The organism is Faecalibacillus intestinalis, assembly GCF_003024685.1.
Lineage (GTDB): Bacteria > Bacillota_I > Bacilli_A > Erysipelotrichales > Coprobacillaceae > Faecalibacillus > Faecalibacillus intestinalis.
In genome coordinates this window covers 28,425-47,083 of sequence record NZ_PYLQ01000018.1, presented here as the reverse complement: position 1 = coordinate 47,083, position 18,659 = coordinate 28,425, and the positions used below count along the sequence as shown (strand labels likewise).

Sequence of the window (18,659 nt, the reverse complement as noted above, 5' to 3'; positions counted from 1 at the left end):
CTATCAAGCTGTTGAATGAGGGAGTAGTACACGTCTTAGGACGCGGTTTGTCAACATCATGGCGTATAGCCTGGCAAATCTTAAAGAACGAGACTCATGCATATTTTTTATGCATGGGTCTCTTTTATTTTAAGGAGAAAGGAATTTGGTATGAGTTTATTTATTGAAATCTTTTTGATTGGAGTAGGTCTTTCCATGGATGCTTTTGCAGTATCAATTTGTAAAGGCTTATCAATGCAAAAAGTAAAGAAGAGAGATGTTTTTATCATCGCTTTATTTTTTGGTGGCTTTCAAGCACTAATGCCTTTTATTGGCTGGTTTTTAGGTAGAGGTTTTGAAAGCTATATTACAAGTATTGATCATTGGATTGCTTTTATTTTACTTAGTATTATTGGTGGTAAGATGTTGATTGATGGTATTAAAGCAGAAGACGATGAAGATGAAGGAGAATTTAAATTAGATTTAAAGGAATTATTTTTACTTGCGATTGCGACATCTATTGATGCATTAGCGGTAGGAATTACTTTTGCTTTTTTAAATTATCCAATAGTTGAATGTATGAGCATTATTGGTTGTACGACTTTTATTATTTCTTTTATTGGTGTTTATATTGGTAAAGTTTTTGGGTCAAAATATGAACATAAGGCAGAGATTGCTGGTGGTATTATTTTAATTGTGATTGGTTTAAAAATTTTATTAGAACATTTAGGTCTATTTTAAAGGAGAGAAAGTTATGACAAATGTATTTGTATCATTATTAGTTCTTATTGTTGGTTTTATTTTATTAATGAAAGGGGCAGATTTTTTTGTAGAAGGAAGTTCTTCTATTGCTACAAGATTTCATATTCCTTCATTAATCATCGGTTTAACAATTGTGGCCATGGGAACAAGTTTACCTGAATGTGCTGTCAGTATTACAGCTTCGATGGAAGGAAATAATGCTTTAGCGGTAGCAAATGCCGTAGGTTCTAATATTTTTAATTTAATGGTTGTTTGTGGTATTTCTGCTTTATTTGTACCGATTGCAGTACAAGTAAATACGCTTAAAAGAGAATTTCCATTTTCTGTTTTATGTGCTATTTTATTAATGATCTTAGGTTATTTTGGGATGATATTAGGACATATTGATGGAATTGTTCTTTTGATTTTATTTGTAGGATATATTGTTTACATGATTGTTTCGGCTAAAAAAGCCATGAATACATATCAAGAGGAAGAAGAAATTAAAGTTATTTCAATGGGATTAAGCTTGGTTTATATTGTTGGTGGAGCAATCGCTATTAAATTTGGTGGAGATTTTGTAGTAGATAGTGCTTCCAATATTGCTTTATCTTTAGGAATGTCACAAAACTTAGTCGGTCTTACCATTGTTGCTCTTGGAACTTCTTTACCAGAACTTGTTACTTCAATGGTAGCTGCTAAAAAAGGTGAAGTAGATATGGCTCTTGGAAATGTTATTGGTTCAAATGTTTTTAATATTTTATTTGTTTTAGGTATTGCAGCAACAATTAGTCCAATTACTTTTATCTTTGAAAATATTATTGATATTCTTATTTTAACTATTTTTTCTTTAATAGTTTTATATTTTGGATTTACGAAACATAAAATTGATCGTAAAGAAGGAATTATTATGCTTCTTCTTTATGTTGCTTACTTAGCCTATATCATTATACGTTAGAGAGCATTGCTCTCTTTTTTTATTGCTAAAAAGATAAAATATGATTAAAATAGAAACGCTATAAGGAGATATATATGAAAAAAATAGTATTTTTAGATATAGATGGAACATTAGTCACACCAAATTATCCTTTATCAGATTTTGTAAAAAAAGGAATTAAAAAAGCAAGAGAAAATGGGCATTAGATTTTTTTATGTACAGGAAGAAATCGTGTCGGTATTGAAAGTATTATGTCAGATGATTTTGATGGTTGTATTTGTTCAGCGGGTGGTTATCTTGAAATTAAAGGGGAAATGATTGAAACAACTTATTTAGATAAAGAAGAAGTTGAACAAGCAAGAAAAGTTTTTGAGCAAAATCATATTCTTTATAATTTAGAATCAACTTATATGACTTTTGCGAGTGAAGAATTACGACATTACTTTGCACATGCTCTGTTAGGTGATGAAGGAACAAATTCAGAATTTGAAAGATTAAAAGAACAACAAAAGAAAGAATATCATATGGTTGATATAAGCAAATATCAAGATCAAGGAATTCATAAACTTTGTTTTATTGCTTTTAATAGAGAAGATATTGAAAAAACAAAAATACTCTTACCAAATTATCATTTTATTGTTCATGAAATGTTTAGCCAACATTCTATCAATGGTGAAATCATCAAAAAAGGAATGGATAAGGGACTTGCTATTAAAAAGGTCGTTGAAACACTTCATATGAAAATGGAAGATACGATTGCTTTTGGTGACAGTATGAATGATTATGAAATGTTACAAGTTTGCAATTATGGTGTAGCAATGAAAAATGCCTGCCAAGAATTAAAAGCAAGTGCTGATAACATTTGTGAAAGTGTTGAAAATGATGGTGTGTATTATGAAATGGAAAGGTTAGGATTGTTTGAATGTTTGGATTAGGAACAATTGTTAATACCATAGCTGTTGTTGCAGGTGGTATTATTGGTCTATTGTATAAAAATGGTTTAAAAAATAGGTATCAAGAAACGATTATGCAAGGAATTGGTTTAGCAGTTTTGTTTGTTGGTATTTCAGGGGCGATGACAGGGATGTTAAAGATATCTAAAGAAGGATTAGAATCCACCGGTTCTTTAATTCTTGTTTTATCGTTATGCTTTGGAGCGTTATTAGGAGAGTTTATTAATATTGAAAAAAGAATTGAACAATTTGGGATCTATTTAAAAAATAAAGTTAAAAGTAATGATTCTAAATTCATTGATGGTTTTGTTTCTACTTCACTTGTTATATGTGTAGGAGCCATGGCTATTGTGGGTTCTTTTCAAGATGGTTTGTTACATGATTCAAGTGTTTTGATTTCAAAAGCCGTAATGGACTTTGTAATCGTTATGGTTTTTGCTTCAACACTTGGGGTGGGAACAATTTTTTCCGCAATTCCTATTTTTGTTTATCAAGGATTGCTGACAGTCTGTGCTTCTTTTCTAGCACCTTATTTTACGACAATAATGATTTCTAATATTTCTTTTGTGGGTTCGGTTTTAATATTTGCGGTAGGGACAAATTTATGTTTTCATACAAAAATTAAAGTAGGCAATCTTTTACCAGCGGTATTTATGCCCTTGTTATTAGCACTTTTTATGTAAGTGCTTTTTTGTTTGCTTGTCAATTGTCTAAAAATAATGTACGATAATAACGTTTGAAGAAGGGAGAAATTTATGTTAGACAAGTTTTTTAAATTAAGTGAAAAAGGCACTACAGTAAAAACTGAAATTTTAGCTGGTGTGACAACATTCTTAGCAATGGCTTATATTTTAGCAGTCAATCCAGCAATGCTTGGTGAAACGGGAATGTCTGTACAAGGGGTATTCCTTGCAACTGCTATTGCTTCTGCTGTAGCTACCATTATTATGGGACTTGTTGCAAACTATCCAGTGGCTTTATCTGCTGGTATGGGTGTGAATGCATTATTTACTTATACAATTTGTTTTGGTATGGGCTTATCTTATAAAGGAGCCTTAGCCTGTGTTTTTGTCTCAGGTATTATTTTCTTAGTTATTTCTATTACAGGAATTAGAACAATGATTATTAATGCTATTCCTGCACAACTTAAATTAGCAATTGGGGCAGGTATTGGTTTCTTTATTGCCTTCATTGGTCTAAAAAATGCAGGTATTATTGTCGCAAATGAATCAACATTTGTCGGTCTTGGTAACTTCCAAGAACCAACAGTTATTTTAGCAGTAGTTGGTATTTTAATTACTTTATTACTTTTAACTAAAAATGTTCCTGGAGCTGTTTTCTATGGTTTAGTTGTTACAGCTGTTGTGGGAATTATTGCTGGAGTTTGTGGTGTTAAAGGAATGCCAGAAATTCCTACTGGAGTTATTTCATTTGACTTTGATTTTTCATTAGTAGGAGCATTTGCTTCAGGACTTGGAGAATTAACTTCACATCCACAATGTTATGTCGCAATCTTCTCATTATTATTCGTTGATTTTTTTGATACTGCAGGGACTTTAGTTGCTGTATGTAACAGAGCAAACTTAGTTGATGAAACTGGAAATCCAGAAAACGTAGATCGTGCTTTATTAGCTGATTCAATCGGTACAGTTATTGGTTCTATTGCTGGAACTTCAACTGTTACATCATTCGTTGAATCAACTTCAGGTGTTGAAGTAGGGGGAAGAACTGGTTTAACTGCGGTTACTACTGGGGTATGCTTCTTATTATCTGTTTTCTTTTCACCATTACTTTCATGCGTTACAAGTGCAGTGACAGCGCCTGCATTAATTATTGTTGGTATTTTAATGGCACAACAATTAAAAGGAATTGAATGGGATAATATTGTTTATGCAGCAAGTGGATTCATGACAGTTATTTTTATGATCTTAGCTTATTCTATTTCAAATGGTATTGCTATTGGATTTATTACATATACCGTTTCTATGATTGGTGTTGGTAAAATTAAAGAAATTAAGCCAATCGTATGGATCTTAGATATCTGTTTTGTAATCTTCTTAGTGTTCTTACCTAAATAGTGAAGAAGTGAGTTTTACGCTTAGGCGTAAGACTCTTTTTTTATTTAAATGAAAAGGATGTTTTGTACATCCTTTTCAATATGATAGGGTTAGAGTGTAAGATTACATGCCTCCGGGACTGCGGAAAGTCATATGTGCTTGTGCTCTTGAAATTTCATAGTTGTCACTATGAACATCTCTGGATAAATCATGAAGTTCTTTTGTTTTTAAGTAAGTTTCTTTGTTTTCTTTACCTTTATTTTTTCTATCTTGGATGAATAAATAAAGATAAATTCCAATAATGATGATAATAATAAAAACTACTAAATAAATAAGCTTCATATAGATCACCTCTTATCTTTATTATATTATAACATTATTATGTGTAAATATTATGTACTTACAATTGAAAACACAAGTTTTACCAAATGTTGCCGTAAAGCTCCCAGCTTTAGCTGTGGATATATAAGGCAACTTTTTTAAGCTTTTATCAATAACATATATCATTAGATAGCTTTTGGTAGTATAATATATTCATGAAGTGCAAATCAAATAATAATGTGACCTATTCCTGTAAATATCATGTTGTATTCTGTCCAAAATATCGACGTCCCGTTCTTGTAGATGGTGTGGATGATCGCTTAAAGGAGTTGATTAAAGAAACCTGTGATCAATTGAATGTCGAAATCATTGAAATGAAAATCATGCCAGATCATGTACATTTGCTTATGGAAGTAGATCCACAATATGGAATTCACAAAGCAGTTAAAAGAATCAAGGGCTATTCTTCTAGAGTGTTGAGACAGGAGTTTCCTTGGTTGAAATCAAGGATCCCATCGCTATGGACCAATAGCTATTTTGTATCTACAGTAGGTGATGCACCACTTTCTGTAATCAAGCAGTATATTGAAGATCAAAAAAACGTTTAGGTGATATCTATGCAATTAACAGAAACAGTCAAGCTTTATCCAAATAAATATCGGACAGAATTAATCAAGGCAACGATGTCGGAGTATATTTCTACAGTCAATTATCTTGTTCTTGATGCAATCAATGGAAGAGCTATTACAAAAATAACAACAGCAGATGTAAATGCTGCTCTTCCAAGTGCCTTATGCAATCAATGTATTCGAGATGCCAAGTCCATCATAAGAAAATATAATAAGGTTTTAAGAAATTCAGATACTCAAGTAAAACTTCCTGTTTTGAAAAAAATGTGTTGTTATATCAACAACCAAAACTTTAGGATCAATGATGACTGTATTAACTTTCCAGTAATCATCAATGGAAAGTCAAAACGTATATCAGTCAAGACAAAAATGTCAGAAAGACAGAAATCAATTTTTTCATCCAGTAAATTAGGAACGATGCGTATTGTTGTAAAAGGACATGACCTCGTAGCACAAATCGTCTATGATACCAAAGAAGATGCTGCTTCTTCAAATGACAATGTCATGGGTGTTGATCTTGGAATCAAATGTCCTGCGGTAAGTTACTGTCCAGATGGAAGTATCAAGTTTTATGGAAATGGGAGAAAAAACAAATATATAAGAAGACACTTCAACAATCTTAGAAAAAGATTTCAAAAAAAAGCAAAGAAGCCAAAGGCGGTTGTCAAAATCAACAACAAAGAACAACGTATCATGAAAGATATAGATCATAAGCTAAGTCGTGAAATTGTAAATACAGCAAGAGCTCATGACGTATCAGTAATCAAATTAGAGCGACTTCAAAACATACGCTCTACGACAAGAACAAGTCGAAAAAACAATCATAGCCTGCATACATGGTCATTCTATAGACTAGCTACATTTATAGAATACAAAGCAAAACTTGCAGGCATAGAAGTTGAGTATGTAGATCCAGCGTATACAAGTCAGATTTGTCCGATATGTGGAAGTGTTCATCATGCAAAAGACAGGAATTATATATGCAGATGTGGATATCAAACACACAGGGATCTGCTAGGAGCAATAAATATATGCAACTCAACTGAGTATATTGGTAACAGATATACTGCCTAGAGAACTATAGGTTCTGCTCTAGGAAGGGTAATGGCATACCCCTAACTTGCACTGCGACCTATCAGAAACGAACTGGTCAGCCAACAATGTTGGCAGGTAGCAGGAATCCCCTGCCTTTAGACATGGGGAGTGTCAAACAAGTAAGTATTATAATTTATAAAAAAGGAGGGATTATGTATGTTTGATGTTCATCTTACGACAATTAAAGTGATTGATATTGAAAACAATAAAGTGGTGATTGATAGTACTTTTGGAGAAAAAGAATATGTTTTAGATAAGATTAAAAATGGAGTTAGATTTGAACTTCCTAAATACAAAAGTGCCTTACAATATCAAGAAAAAAACGATGTATGCTATGTATTCACAAACAACCAAGGTAAAAAGCTATTTACTGCTTTAGATTCAAAATTAACCCAAGAATTATTAAAAATAATATCATAATTTTAAGTAATAAAAAAGGAGCCACACTTGGCTCCATTATTATTATGCTTTACATTCAGCGTTTCCTAATTCATTACCTTCATTGAAGTTACGTGCATTTTCCATTGTAACAACAGCGATTGCTTGTAAAGCTTCACGAGTAAAGAATGCTTGGTGACTTGTTAAAACAAGTTGAGGGAACATTTGTAAACGAGCTGTGATATCGTTTGTGATAGCAACATCACTTTTATCTGTATAAACGTTATTATCTTCACCTTCATATACGTCTAAAGCAACAGCATGGAATTTACCTTGTTTTAATGCTCTAATTAATGCTTCAGGATCAATGATAGGTCCTCTACTTGTATTAACTAACATAACTGTATCTTTCATTAAAGCGATTGTTTCATCGTTAATTAAATGATAAGTTCCATTATCTCCCATAATTAATGGACAGTGTAAAGAAATTAAATCAGCTCTCTTTAATAATTCTTCTTTACTTACATAAGTTAATAAACCTTCATCAACTAATGCTTGGTTAGGATAAGCATCCCATCCTAAAACTGTCATACCATAACCTTTACAAATTCTAGCCATACATTGACCGATTTTACCAGTACCCATGATACCAGCAACTTTATTATGTAGGTCTAAACCTAATAAACCACTTAAAGCAAAGTTATTATCTTTAACTTTTGTATAAGCTTTGTGTAAACGACGGTTTGCTTCTTGTAGAATTGCCATTGCATGTTCAGCAACTGCATATGGTGAATAAGCAGGAACACGTAAAACTGTAATTCCATATTCTTTTGCAGCTTGTAAATCAACATTGTTGAATCCAGCACAACGTAATAAGATTAATTTAACACCACATTCATGTAATTTTTCAACAACTGGTCTTGAAGCGTTATCGTTAACGAAGATACATACAGCATCATAACCTTGAGCTAAACCAGCAGTTTCAGGTCCTAATTGAGAATCAAAATATTTGATATCTGAATTGTAAGTTCCTTGACCTTTATCTTTTACTAATTCACTAAAGAAAGTTCTATCATAATCTTTAGTTCCAAAGAATGCAATTTTTAAAACATCTACAGGTTTCTTTTCTTCAAAAGCACCATGTAATAATTCTTCGATTGCTTTTGCTGCAACTTCTTCGTCATCACCATCGATATCCACTCTTAAAGTATCACCTTTTTTAGCACCTAATGCTAAGATTTGAAGAACGTTGTCTCCATCAGCCACTTTATCACCTAAGTGAATTCTTACTTGGCTTTTGAAATTCACGCAACATTGAGCAAGCAATGCAGCAGGTCTTGCATGAATACCTAATGTGTTATTAACTACATAACTAATTTCTTTCATTTTAAATCTCCTCCATTTTGCAAGACCATTTTAGCACAAAAAAAATGAGAATAAAGAAGAAATTGAGAAAAATTACAAAAGTGATGGAAATTTTATAAAATATCACTATAATAGGTTTGTCAAGAGGGGGAAAAATAATGCTAATTATTAATTTTATCTTAGGTTTATTACCTATTATCTGGTTAGTAATCGCTTTATGTGGTTTAAAATGGCCAGGATATAAGGCTGCTTTAGGTGCCTTAATTATTGCTGCGGTTGAAGCATTAACATATTTTGGATTCTCAATGTCAGATACATTAACTTCTGTTTTAGAAGGTTTTGCGTTTGCAATGTGGCCAATTGTTATCGTTATTATTGCAGCAGTTTTTACGTATAACTTATCTTTACGTACAGGATCAATCGATATGATTAAAAAATTACTTACAAGTGTATCCGCTGATAAACGTGTTTTAGTTTTATTAATTGGATGGTCATTTGGTGGTTTCATGGAAGCAATGGCTGGATTTGGTACAGCAGTTGCGATTCCAGCAAGTATGTTATGGGTTTTAGATTTTGATCCAATTCTAGCCTGTCTTGTTTGTTTAGTTGCCAATTCAACACCAACACCATTTGGGTCAATTGCTATTCCTACAGTAACACTTGCAACAAACTTAGGTTTAGAAAATAACTTAATTGCTTTTGCAACTTCTTGTGCTTTAAGTGTTTTAATTATTTTAACACCATTTGTGATGGTTTATATTTTAGGAAAAAGTACAAAAGGAAAAGGTTCTGCCTTTAAAGGAATTGTACCAGTTGTTTTAGTTTCAGGATTATCTTTCTTAATTCCAGAAATGGTTGTTTCATATTTTGTTGGTGCTGAACTTGCGGGGGTTGCAGCTTCAGTTATCTCATTAGTATGTACAATTTTAGCTAGTATGAAATTTACAAATCCAGACGCTATTCCTGATGAATATCGTTTAGAAGTAAAAAAAGGAAGTCCTTTAAAAGTAGGAAAAACTTTACAAGCGTTATCACCGTTTATTTTAATCTTTGTTGTTTTATTACTTACAAGTAATTTAGTACCACCAATCCATGATGCGTTATCATCATTTGCGACAAGTGTAAAAATTTCAACATACAAAAACGCAAGTATGACAACATTTACATGGATCAATACACCAGGTGTCTTAATTATTTTATGTGCCATCGTTGGTGGATTTATCCAAAAAGCAAAAGTATCAGAAATGGTTGCTGTCTTTATTGCAACATTAAAACAAATGATGTTTACAATTTTAACAATGTTATTTATTTTAGCAACAGCTCGTGTTATGCAATATTCAGGAATGATTGCTGCCGTTGCCGCTTTATTTTCAGTATTTGGACCTGTTTATCCATTCTTTGCCCCAATGTTAGGAGCATTAGGTACATTCGTTACAGGATCAGGTACAAGTTCAAGTGCTTTATTTGGATCAGTTCAAATGTCTACTGCTGCAAGTATTGGTGCTAATAAATATTGGCTTGCTGCCGCAAACAGCTTAGGTGTTGCTACTGGTAAAATGATGGCACCACAAAGTATTGCTATTGGATTAGTCGCTGTTGATGAAGCGGGTAGAGATGGAGAATTACTTAAAAAAGTATTACCATACGCTGCTTTATTCATTATTATTAGTGCACTCGTATGTTTCTTTGGACAATACGTCTGGGCAATCTTTGGAATTGCTTAAATTAAAAATAAATGATTTAGGAAGTATCTGTAAAAAGATACTTCTTTTTCTTTAGGTAGATTTTAAATTATTATATGAAAAGAGAAATCACAGTAAATGATTTCTTTTTTAATTCATTATAAAAAGTAAATATGTATTAATTTCATAGAAAATCCTCGATAGAAAGGAGATTTTATGAGATAATAGGTGCCAAGAAGGTGGAAAAATATGAAAAAGGGAATTATGAGTAGTTTTATTATTTTAGGGGTTTTATTATCAGGATGTGGGAGTCAAAAAGAAGAACTTTATTCTTCATCAAATCCTGTTGATATTACAGTATGGACCTATTATAACGGAGATCAATTAAGTTCGTTTAATACGTTAGTTAAGAAATTTAATCGTACACAAGGGAAAGAAAATGGGATATATGTTGAAAGTGTTTCTTGTGGAACGGTAAATGATTTGGAAAAAAATCTTAAAGATTCTATTGAAAAGAAAGTAGGAGCAAGTGAGATTCCAGATATGTTTTCAGCCTATAATGACATTGCTTATACAATTGATCAAATGCATGGTATTGTTGATTTAAATAAATATTTTAGTGATGATGAACTTGATGAATATATTGAGGGATATGTTCAAGATGGGAATATTTTAAATAATGGAAAATTGAAAGTTTTTCCTGTTGCAAAATCAACAGAAATTTTAACAATCAATAAAACAGATTTTGATATTTTTGCAAAAGCAACCAATGTAAGTTCTAAAGATTTATCAACAATTGAAGGACTTGTAGAAGTTTCACAAAAATATTATGAATGGACGGATAGTTTAACACCAAAACCAAATGATGGAAAAGCGTTCTTTGGTCGTGATGCGATGGCAAACTATATTTTGGCGGGTTCTATGCAATTAGGACATGAAATCTTTAAAGTTAAAAATGGAAAAATGAAACTTGATTATAATGAAAAAGTTGCACGTAAATTATGGGATAATTATTATATTCCTTATATTAAAGGTTATTTTACTGCTTCTGGTGTCTTTAGAACAGATGACATTAAAACAGGAAATATTATTGGTTATGTTGGATCGAGTTCTTCAGCAACTTATTTTCCTAAAACCGTAACAAATAGTAATGATGAAACATATTCAATTAAAATGGAAACCTTACCATGTCCTCAATTTAAAGATAGTAAAAATTATGCGATTCAACAAGGTGCAGGAATGGCTGTAATGAAAACAACAAAAACAAAACAACAAGCTGCTGTTGAATTTTTAAAATGGTTAACAGATACTAAACAAAACGTACAATTTTCTAAAGAAACAGGATATCTTCCTGTTAAAAAAGAAGCTAATAAAGTAGAACCACTTGTTGATAATAACAACAATATGGATACTCAAAAAGTTGTAGAAGTTTCAATTGACACAGTAAAAGAAAATGCAATGTATTCTCCAAAAGCTTTTAAACAAGGAACAACAGCAAGAGCCTACTTACAATCAATGATGGCAGATAAAGCGACTGAAGATCGTCAAGTTGTTGAAACCAATTTAAAAAATGGGCAAGATCTTGATCAAGCAACAGCTTCATTTAATAGTGATGAATACTTTGAACAATGGTATCAAGAAACAAAAACGCAATTACAAACATATGAAGATTAATAGGAGATTATCGTTATGAATAAGATGGGAAATTCTAAAACGGTATATCGGACGATTTTAAGGCCACTTTTAATAGTGGTTCTTGTTGAAATTGTCTTAATGACAGGAAGTTATTGGATTTTGGGGATTAATGATCAGCTTGATAAAAATGCTAGAGATATTTTGATACAACAAACAGAAAATAGAAGAAGCTATCTACAAAATGAAATGATTCAAAAGTGGTCTAATTTATCAACGATTTCACAAACAATTAATGAACGTACTCAACAACTTATTGACCAAGATGTCATTTCTTTACAAACATTGGATTCTTCAAGTAAAGCAAGTGCGCCACTTTTAAATGAGATTTCTAAGGAATTGATTTCAACGCTTTATAGTAAAGAAGCAACAGGAATTTTTGTTATTTTAAATACACATGATTTAAGAGAAAATAAAGATAATAAACCAGGAATCTATATTCGAAACAATGACCCTAATACGTTTTTTGTAAAAGAATATGGTGATTTGCTTATGGAAAAAGCACCCGTGGAAGTTGTTCGTTCTCTTAATATTTCAACGGATACGCATTGGGAATCGACCTTTGATCTTTCAACAGAAGAAAACACTTTACTCTATAAACCTTTTGAAAAAGCATATCATGATAAAATAAAGATGGAAGTAAAGGAATATGGCTATTGGAATGAAAAAAGCTATCATTTAAAAAATGATGATAATTCTGCAATTTCTTATTCGATGCCACTTATTTTACCAGATGGAACCGTTTATGGAGTGGTGGGTGTTGAACTTCTTACTTCTTATTTAGAAAATTTAATGCCGATCGATGAACTTAAAAATGATAATCAAGGAAGCTATGTCCTTTCTGTAGAAACGAATGATCAACACAATTCTTTAGTTGTTTCCTCGGCATCAGTAAAGCGTAAACAATTAAAAAAATTCTATTTAACAGAAGATAATGATAAAAATAATTTTGTCTTTTTAAATGGGAAAGAATATTATGCAGCAGTTCAAAATTTGAATATTTATAATAGTAATGGTCCTTTCTCTAAACACCAATGGCAATTGGTATCACTTGTTGAACGAAATCAACTTTATACATTCTCTAATCATATTTTTTACCTACAAATTTCAATGATTGTATTAGTAGGAATTGTTTCATTAATTGGAATCTTTTATGTGTCTAGAAAAATATCTGGACCCATCAGTCGCCTTTCTAAAGAAGTAGATAATTCAAGACTAGTAAAAGAAATACCAGAATTACACGCAACAGGTATTCAAGAAATTGATCAGTTTTCATCCGCAATTACTGCTTTAAGTCAAGAAGTTTTGGAAACGTCGACAAAATTCTTAAATATTATGAATATGGCAAGTATTGATATTGGTGGTTTTGAAATTAAAAAGGAAAGTAAAAATGTCTATGTCACAGACAATTTCTTCTTGTTGCTTGGTATTGATAAGGTCACTCTTCCTTTAAGTTATGAACAATTTGAAGAATTATTTAAAGAAGTAGAAAGAGATTATCAAGTTGAAATTGAAAATGAAAACGAACGTATTTACTGTATAAAAAAATATGTAGGCCTACGTTATGTACGTTTGAAAATGAGAAAAGAAGCAGATCGTGAAATTGGTATTGCCGAAGATATTACGACAAATTATTTAGAAAGACAACGTATTGAACATGAACGTGATTTTGATGTTTTAACAGGATTATATAATCGTTTTTCTTTCCAAAGACACATGGATTATCTATTTGAACACTCTGAACAACTAAAAATTGCTGCCTTGGTGATGATTGATTTAGACAACTTGAAAAAAATCAATGATGCTTTTGGACATGATTGGGGTGATAACTATATTCACCAATGTGGAAAATGTTTCCAAGAAAATGTTCCTGAAAAAACAATTTGTGCGCGCGTTTCAGGAGATGAGTTCTATTTATTCTTATATGGTTATGACAGTCAAGAAGAAATACGACAAAGACTTATTTCAATGACATCAATTATGCAACATAGAACAGTTTTATTACCTAATGGTAATAAAATGAATTTAAGTGCCTCTATTGGAATCTCTTGGTATCCTCAAAATAGTGTTTATTTTGACTTTTTGAAAAAATATGCAGATTTTGCAATGTATCAAGTTAAGAAATCTACAAAAGGAAATCTTGCAGAATTTGATAAGGCTCTTTATGAAGATGAAAAACTTAATCGACAAATGCGTTTAGAATTCCATCAATTAATTGAAAAGGAACAATTAGCATATCATTTCCAACCGATCCTTTCTGCAAAAAATGGAGAAATTATCGCTTATGAAGCTTTAATGCGTAGTCAACTTGCTACTTTGAAAAATCCTGAAATGATTTTAAAAATTGCACGTGAGGAAAATAAACTGGAAGATGTAGAAAGAATTTGTATTTTTAAATCAACAGAAACTTTTGATCAATTAAGAAAAAATAAATTAGTTAAAGAAGATGCTTTATTATTTATTAATTCTATTGCATCGGTGTCTTTAAATGATGAAGACCGTACACGCTTCCATCACTGTTTTAGTCATATTCAATCACAAATCGTCGTAGAAGTAACAGAAGAAGAAAATATGTCAGAAGAAGCTTTGGTTCGTAAAAGAGAAACCGAAGGTTTTTCAGGAATGTTTGCGTTGGATGATTATGGTAGTGGTTATAATACAGAAATTAATTTATTAAATTTAAATCCAAAATACATAAAAATTGATCTTACTATTGTAAGAGATATTGATAAAGATTTTGATAAGCAACAACTTGTTTCAAATATTGTTGAGTATGCACATCAAAGAGAGGCTTATATTATTGCAGAGGGTATTGAAACGAAAGAAGAACTTCTTAAAGTCTTAGAGTTAGGGGTGGATTATTTACAAGGTTATTACTTATCTTATCCTCAATCAAACCCTCAAGAAGTTTTTGATGAATCTATACAAACAATTAAAAATTATTGGAAGAAAAGATGATGAAAAATCATCTTTTCTTTGTTATAATTGTTAGCGTTTGATAACAGGAGGCTAGAAATGAGCAGACATACAAGAAAATGTCAATGTAAAAAAGTACATTGTTAGAGTATCATGAAATTATTGGATGTATCATGGCGGCATTAGATGCTAAAAGTCCTTATACGGCAGGACATTCAAAAAGCGTAAGTGATATGGTAGAAATTCTTTGTAGATTACTTGGTTTAAATCGGATGATGCATATTGCTGCCCATTTGCATGATATTGTTAAAATAGGAATTGATGATGCGATTTTAAATAAAGAAGGAAAATTAGATGAACAAGAATGGGAAATGATGAAAACACACCCTCAAATAGGTGCGAATATTCTTGATAAATCACATTTGTTAGCACCTTTTAGTAAAATTGTTTTACATCATCATGAACGATATGGCCTCAACGGGAAAGAAATTCCTTTAGGATTACGTATTATTGCTTTATGCGATTCAATTGATACGATGACATAAAAAATTATCGAGATATATAGACAATTGATTTTTGTTATCATGAAATAGAAATAATCTAGGGAAAAGTAGTTTTCTCTTTTTTTTCGTTTTTATCAAGAAAATGACAAAAAAACATACAATGTCATGAGGTGGTTTTACATGTTAAAAAAAGGATTATGTTTATTAATAGGGATCATGATGCTTTTTTGTCAAATCAATGTTGTTCATGCAACAAATCTTGCAAGTGGGGCAGAAAGTGCAATTTTGATTGATGCAAATAGTCAACAAGTTTTATATCATAAAAATGAAACGAAAAGATTATATCCTGCATCTACGACAAAAATTATGACAATGATTTTATTATTTGAAGCTATTAAAGAAAAAAGGATTAATTGGAATGATACACTTAGTTGTTCAGCCTATGCTGCAAGTATGGGAGGAAGTCAAGTTTATTTAGAAGAAAATGAAAAAATGAGTGTTAATGAACTTTTTAAATGTGTGGCAATTGCTTCTGCAAATGATGCATCTGTTTTAATTGGAGAAGGAATTGCTGGCAGTCATCAAGAGTTCGTTAAAATGATGAATGAAAAGGCTAAACAATTGAAACTGGTGAATACACATTTTAAAAATTGCACAGGACTTCATGACGTTGAACATTACACATGTGCTAAAGATTTAGCAACCATGGGAGCGTATTTAATTAAAATAGGTGGGAAAAAACTGTTTTCAGTAACATCGTTATATGATAGTTACATTCGTGAAAAAAATCATCAAAAATTTTGGCTTGTTAATACAAATAAACTTTTAAAACAATATCAAGGGGTCGATGGCTTAAAAACAGGTTATACCAAAGAAGCAGGGTATTGTATTGTAACAACGTGTAAAAAAGATAATTTACGTTTAATAGGTGTTTTAATGAATGAAGATAAGCCCCAAACACGGAATGAAGATATGAAAGGTTTATTGAATTATGGTTATTCTAAGTATCAACAAATAAAACTCTATTCTAAAGGAGAAGTGTTAGATACGTTAAAGATCAAAGATTTGGTTGATCAAGAAGTTAAAGTTATTACACCTAAAGATATTTATTATTTAAATGATAGAGCAAGTAAGGGAGAAGTGAAAACGAAAATCAAATATAATCAAATAGAACTTCCTGTTTTTAAAAATCAGGAAATAGGAGAATTAGTAGTGAAAAAACAAAATAAGACAATTGCAAGTTATTCTTTATATTTAGAAAAAGATGTCAAAAAAATGAATTTTTTAGATAAATTATTGAGAGTCTATAAATCGTTGATTTAGACTCTTTTTTTGTCATTATTTCTAGTTTTGTCGAATCTATTTTTTTTCTTTTTAAGATGAGCTAAGATGCATTTAAGGAGATGAAAAAATGGAAAATAAAATGGAACATGAAATTGAAAATGGACAACTGATTATTTCATTTTACGGAGAAATAGATGGTTATAATGTTGCGTATTATCGAAATAAATTAAATGTACTTCTAGCGATTAATGATGATGATGTCATTTTTGATTTTAAACATACGACTTTTATCGATAGTGCAGGGGTAGGGTTGGTTTTAGGCAGGTATCAACAATTATCTAAAGAAGGAAGAAAATTATCACTTAGAAGATTGTCTAATACAGCTTATAAGGTTTTTGAGTTAAGTGGATTATTTGAAATTATGGAATATTTAAAGGAGGCGCAAATATGACAAATGAAATGTCATTATCTTTTAGTGCAACTTTAGAAAATGAACCTTTTGTAAGAACATGTATTGCCTCTTTTGTGGTTTGTTTAAATCCTACGGTAGATGAAATTGTAGAAATTAAAACGGTTGTAGGAGAGGCTGTTTCTAATGCCATCATTCATGGTTATAACGGTGATAAAGGCTGTCTTGTAAAGGTTAAAGCTTATATCGAAGATGATTTGCTTACAATCTATGTCATTGATAAAGGACAAGGTATTCAAGATATTGAAAAAGCAAGACAACCGATGTTTACTTCTAAAAAAGAATTAGAACATGCTGGAATGGGACTGAGTATTATTGAAGCATTATGTGATGAAATGACAATCGAATCTTCTTTAGAATTAGGAACTCAACTCATAATGAAAAAAAGAATTGTCCATGAATAAAGAAGCTGTTTTAAACAATATTCAATTAGCACAACAAGGGGATGAAACAGCTAAGGAATTAATTGTAAAAAATAATTTAGGTTTAGTTTGGTCGATTGTTCATCGTTTTAAGAATAATTATTATGATAAAGAAGATCTTTTTCAAATAGGGTGTATTGGTCTCATGAAAGCTATTAATAATTTTGATGTTCATTATGGTGTTCAATTTTCAACGTATGCGGTGCCTATTATTATGGGAGAAATCAAACGCTATTTTAGGGATGATGGGACAATCAAGGTTTCTCGTTCACTTAAGGAATTGAATATCAAAATTAACAAAGCAAAAGAAAAATTAATTACACTTTATGGTTATGAACCGACGGTTCAAGAAATAGCAAAGGAACTGGAAGTAGATGTCATGGATGTTGTAGAAGCTATAGATGCTTCTTATTATCCAACTTCACTTTCTGAACCGATATATGAAAAAGATGGATCTACAATTTCAATGGAGGAAAGAATAGAAGATAAACATCATACAATGTGGTTTGAAAAAATTGCATTGAAATTAGAAATAGAAAAACTTGATGAAAAAGAAAGACTTATTTTATATATGAGATATCAGTTGGATTTCAATCAAGAAAAAGTGGCGCAAAGATTAAATATTTCTCAAGTACAAGTATCTAGATTAGAAAAGAAAATCATTACAAAATTAAGAAAACATTTGAATGAATCTCATTAAGTGATATAATTCATTCAGGTGATTTTATGAATGAAAGAAAAGAAAGTACGACTTCAATTATATTGGAATATGTAAGAGTCATTGTTTTAACAGTTATTGCAACTTTTATATTTTTACAGTTTGTGCAAATATCAAGAGTTAATGGTTCAAGTATGGAAAATACTTATTTTCAAAATAATATTGTTTTGATTGATAAAGTTTTTTATAAACATAGTCAACCTAAAAGAAATGATATTATTATTGTAGATTATGATGATGGTTTAGATGATACGCTTATTATTAAACGAGTTATTGCTGTTGGTGGGGATCATCTAGATATTAAAAATAATGAAGTGTATATTAATGGTAAAAAGATAAAAGAAAATTACATTAAAGAGAATATGAATACAGAAGATCTTTCTATTGATATTCCTAAAGGAAAAGTGTTTGTCATGGGGGATAATCGTAATCATTCTTTAGATTCTAGAAAATTAGGCTATTTTGATTTTGATAATGATGTCATTGGTAAAGTCTTTTTTAAGATTCCTTTATAGGAG

General features: G+C 30.9%; 18 protein-coding genes and 1 pseudogene. 17 read left to right on the top strand and 2 right to left on the bottom strand.

All coding sequences use genetic code 11. The annotated features are described in order from the left end of the window. Nucleotides 1-150: 150 nt before the first annotated feature. The 5 genes and pseudogenes from C7U54_RS11195 (at nucleotide 151) to C7U54_RS11175 (ending at nucleotide 4,688) form a co-directional block, all read left to right on the top strand. Nucleotides 151-720: a manganese efflux pump MntP gene (locus C7U54_RS11195; protein WP_022000882.1), complete on the top strand. Its 570-nt coding sequence runs from the start codon at nucleotides 151-153 to the stop codon at nucleotides 718-720. A 13-nt stretch (nucleotides 721-733) separates the two neighbouring features. Next, entirely contained in the window at nucleotides 734-1,678 is a 945-nt protein-coding gene (locus C7U54_RS11190) for a calcium/sodium antiporter (protein WP_022000881.1), read from the top strand. Nucleotides 1,679-1,752: 74 nt separating this feature from the next. Continuing rightward, nucleotides 1,753-2,592, top strand: a pseudogene (locus tag C7U54_RS11185) (HAD family hydrolase). Beyond that, on the top strand, nucleotides 2,580-3,293 hold the full coding sequence (locus C7U54_RS11180; protein ID WP_107030336.1) for a DUF554 domain-containing protein: 714 nt from the start codon (nucleotides 2,580-2,582) through the stop codon (nucleotides 3,291-3,293). Before C7U54_RS11185 ends, C7U54_RS11180 begins: the two are co-directional and overlap by 13 nt. 72 nt (nucleotides 3,294-3,365) lie before the next feature. Further along, complete coding sequence (locus C7U54_RS11175) at nucleotides 3,366-4,688, top strand: NCS2 family permease (RefSeq protein ID WP_022000877.1); 1,323 nt, start codon at nucleotides 3,366-3,368, stop codon at nucleotides 4,686-4,688. 102 nt (nucleotides 4,689-4,790) lie between these two features. Here C7U54_RS11175 and C7U54_RS11170 read toward each other — a convergent pair whose 3' ends face one another. Continuing rightward, nucleotides 4,791-5,009 (bottom strand): hypothetical protein, encoded by a 219-nt coding sequence (locus C7U54_RS11170; RefSeq protein ID WP_107030335.1) that lies wholly within the window; start codon nucleotides 5,007-5,009, stop codon nucleotides 4,791-4,793. Between the two features lie 194 nt (nucleotides 5,010-5,203). Between C7U54_RS11170 and tnpA the strand changes: the two genes are divergently transcribed. The 3 genes from tnpA to C7U54_RS11155 all read left to right on the top strand — a co-directional run bounded on the left by tnpA (nucleotide 5,204) and on the right by C7U54_RS11155 (nucleotide 7,132). Beyond that, a complete protein-coding gene (tnpA, locus tag C7U54_RS11165) occupies nucleotides 5,204-5,596 on the top strand; it encodes an IS200/IS605 family transposase (protein WP_241522610.1) in 393 nt (130 codons plus the stop codon). Between the two features lie 9 nt (nucleotides 5,597-5,605). After that, nucleotides 5,606-6,691, top strand: a complete 1,086-nt coding sequence (locus C7U54_RS11160; protein WP_107030333.1) for an RNA-guided endonuclease InsQ/TnpB family protein — start codon at nucleotides 5,606-5,608, stop codon at nucleotides 6,689-6,691. Between the two features lie 177 nt (nucleotides 6,692-6,868). Further along, the gene (locus C7U54_RS11155) at nucleotides 6,869-7,132 is read left to right on the top strand and encodes a hypothetical protein (RefSeq protein WP_022000924.1); all 264 of its coding nucleotides are present in this window, start codon (nucleotides 6,869-6,871) and stop codon (nucleotides 7,130-7,132) included. Between the two features lie 42 nt (nucleotides 7,133-7,174). On the opposite strand, the gene C7U54_RS11150 is transcribed toward C7U54_RS11155, so the two are convergent. Then, a complete protein-coding gene (locus C7U54_RS11150; protein WP_022000923.1) occupies nucleotides 7,175-8,476 on the bottom strand; it encodes a fused HPr family phosphocarrier protein/2-hydroxyacid dehydrogenase in 1,302 nt (433 codons plus the stop codon). 137 nt (nucleotides 8,477-8,613) lie between these two features. Between C7U54_RS11150 and C7U54_RS11145 the strand changes: the two genes are divergently transcribed. The 9 genes from C7U54_RS11145 (at nucleotide 8,614) to lepB (ending at nucleotide 18,656) form a co-directional block, all read left to right on the top strand. Then, nucleotides 8,614-10,179 (top strand): L-lactate permease, encoded by a 1,566-nt coding sequence (locus C7U54_RS11145; RefSeq protein WP_107030332.1) that lies wholly within the window; start codon nucleotides 8,614-8,616, stop codon nucleotides 10,177-10,179. A 207-nt stretch (nucleotides 10,180-10,386) separates the two neighbouring features. Then, a complete protein-coding gene (locus C7U54_RS11140) occupies nucleotides 10,387-11,811 on the top strand; it encodes an extracellular solute-binding protein (protein WP_107030331.1) in 1,425 nt (474 codons plus the stop codon). 15 nt (nucleotides 11,812-11,826) lie between these two features. After that, nucleotides 11,827-14,787: a bifunctional diguanylate cyclase/phosphodiesterase gene (locus C7U54_RS11135; protein ID WP_107030330.1), complete on the top strand. Its 2,961-nt coding sequence runs from the start codon at nucleotides 11,827-11,829 to the stop codon at nucleotides 14,785-14,787. Nucleotides 14,788-14,918: 131 nt separating this feature from the next. Then, a complete protein-coding gene (locus C7U54_RS11130) occupies nucleotides 14,919-15,290 on the top strand; it encodes an HD-GYP domain-containing protein (protein WP_107030329.1) in 372 nt (123 codons plus the stop codon). Between the two features lie 138 nt (nucleotides 15,291-15,428). Next, on the top strand, nucleotides 15,429-16,571 hold the full coding sequence (locus C7U54_RS11125; protein ID WP_022000918.1) for a D-alanyl-D-alanine carboxypeptidase family protein: 1,143 nt from the start codon (nucleotides 15,429-15,431) through the stop codon (nucleotides 16,569-16,571). 88 nt (nucleotides 16,572-16,659) lie between these two features. Then, complete coding sequence (locus C7U54_RS11120; protein ID WP_022000917.1) at nucleotides 16,660-16,983, top strand: STAS domain-containing protein; 324 nt, start codon at nucleotides 16,660-16,662, stop codon at nucleotides 16,981-16,983. Then, the gene (spoIIAB, locus tag C7U54_RS11115; protein ID WP_022000916.1) at nucleotides 16,980-17,405 is read left to right on the top strand and encodes an anti-sigma F factor; all 426 of its coding nucleotides are present in this window, start codon (nucleotides 16,980-16,982) and stop codon (nucleotides 17,403-17,405) included. The genes C7U54_RS11120 and spoIIAB overlap by 4 nt, the downstream gene beginning before the upstream one ends. Beyond that, nucleotides 17,398-18,123, top strand: a complete 726-nt coding sequence (locus C7U54_RS11110; protein ID WP_022000915.1) for a SigB/SigF/SigG family RNA polymerase sigma factor — start codon at nucleotides 17,398-17,400, stop codon at nucleotides 18,121-18,123. Before spoIIAB ends, C7U54_RS11110 begins: the two co-directional genes overlap by 8 nt. Nucleotides 18,124-18,149: 26 nt before the next feature. Continuing rightward, a complete protein-coding gene (gene lepB, locus C7U54_RS11105) occupies nucleotides 18,150-18,656 on the top strand; it encodes a signal peptidase I (RefSeq protein WP_022000914.1) in 507 nt (168 codons plus the stop codon). The last annotated feature ends 3 nt before the right edge of the window (nucleotides 18,657-18,659 follow it).

Bases quoted from the DNA above. Each gene is read 5' to 3' on its own strand.
- C7U54_RS11195 (WP_022000882.1), top strand. From the start codon at position 151: ATGAGTTTATTTATTGAAATCTTTTTGATTGGAGTAGGTCTTTCCATG.
- C7U54_RS11190 (WP_022000881.1), top strand. From the start codon at position 734: ATGACAAATGTATTTGTATCATTATTAGTTCTTATTGTTGGTTTTATT.
- C7U54_RS11180 (WP_107030336.1), top strand. From the start codon at position 2,580: ATGTTTGGATTAGGAACAATTGTTAATACCATAGCTGTTGTTGCAGGT.
- C7U54_RS11175 (WP_022000877.1), top strand. From the start codon at position 3,366: ATGTTAGACAAGTTTTTTAAATTAAGTGAAAAAGGCACTACAGTAAAA.
- C7U54_RS11170 (WP_107030335.1), bottom strand. From the start codon at position 5,009: ATGAAGCTTATTTATTTAGTAGTTTTTATTATTATCATCATTATTGGA.
- tnpA (WP_241522610.1), top strand. From the start codon at position 5,204: ATGAAGTGCAAATCAAATAATAATGTGACCTATTCCTGTAAATATCAT.
- C7U54_RS11160 (WP_107030333.1), top strand. From the start codon at position 5,606: ATGCAATTAACAGAAACAGTCAAGCTTTATCCAAATAAATATCGGACA.
- C7U54_RS11155 (WP_022000924.1), top strand. From the start codon at position 6,869: ATGTTTGATGTTCATCTTACGACAATTAAAGTGATTGATATTGAAAAC.
- C7U54_RS11150 (WP_022000923.1), bottom strand. From the start codon at position 8,476: ATGAAAGAAATTAGTTATGTAGTTAATAACACATTAGGTATTCATGCA.
- C7U54_RS11145 (WP_107030332.1), top strand. From the start codon at position 8,614: ATGCTAATTATTAATTTTATCTTAGGTTTATTACCTATTATCTGGTTA.
- C7U54_RS11140 (WP_107030331.1), top strand. From the start codon at position 10,387: ATGAAAAAGGGAATTATGAGTAGTTTTATTATTTTAGGGGTTTTATTA.
- C7U54_RS11135 (WP_107030330.1), top strand. From the start codon at position 11,827: ATGAATAAGATGGGAAATTCTAAAACGGTATATCGGACGATTTTAAGG.
- C7U54_RS11130 (WP_107030329.1), top strand. From the start codon at position 14,919: ATGGCGGCATTAGATGCTAAAAGTCCTTATACGGCAGGACATTCAAAA.
- C7U54_RS11125 (WP_022000918.1), top strand. From the start codon at position 15,429: ATGTTAAAAAAAGGATTATGTTTATTAATAGGGATCATGATGCTTTTT.
- C7U54_RS11120 (WP_022000917.1), top strand. From the start codon at position 16,660: ATGGAAAATAAAATGGAACATGAAATTGAAAATGGACAACTGATTATT.
- spoIIAB (WP_022000916.1), top strand. From the start codon at position 16,980: ATGACAAATGAAATGTCATTATCTTTTAGTGCAACTTTAGAAAATGAA.
- C7U54_RS11110 (WP_022000915.1), top strand. From the start codon at position 17,398: ATGAATAAAGAAGCTGTTTTAAACAATATTCAATTAGCACAACAAGGG.
- lepB (WP_022000914.1), top strand. From the start codon at position 18,150: ATGAATGAAAGAAAAGAAAGTACGACTTCAATTATATTGGAATATGTA.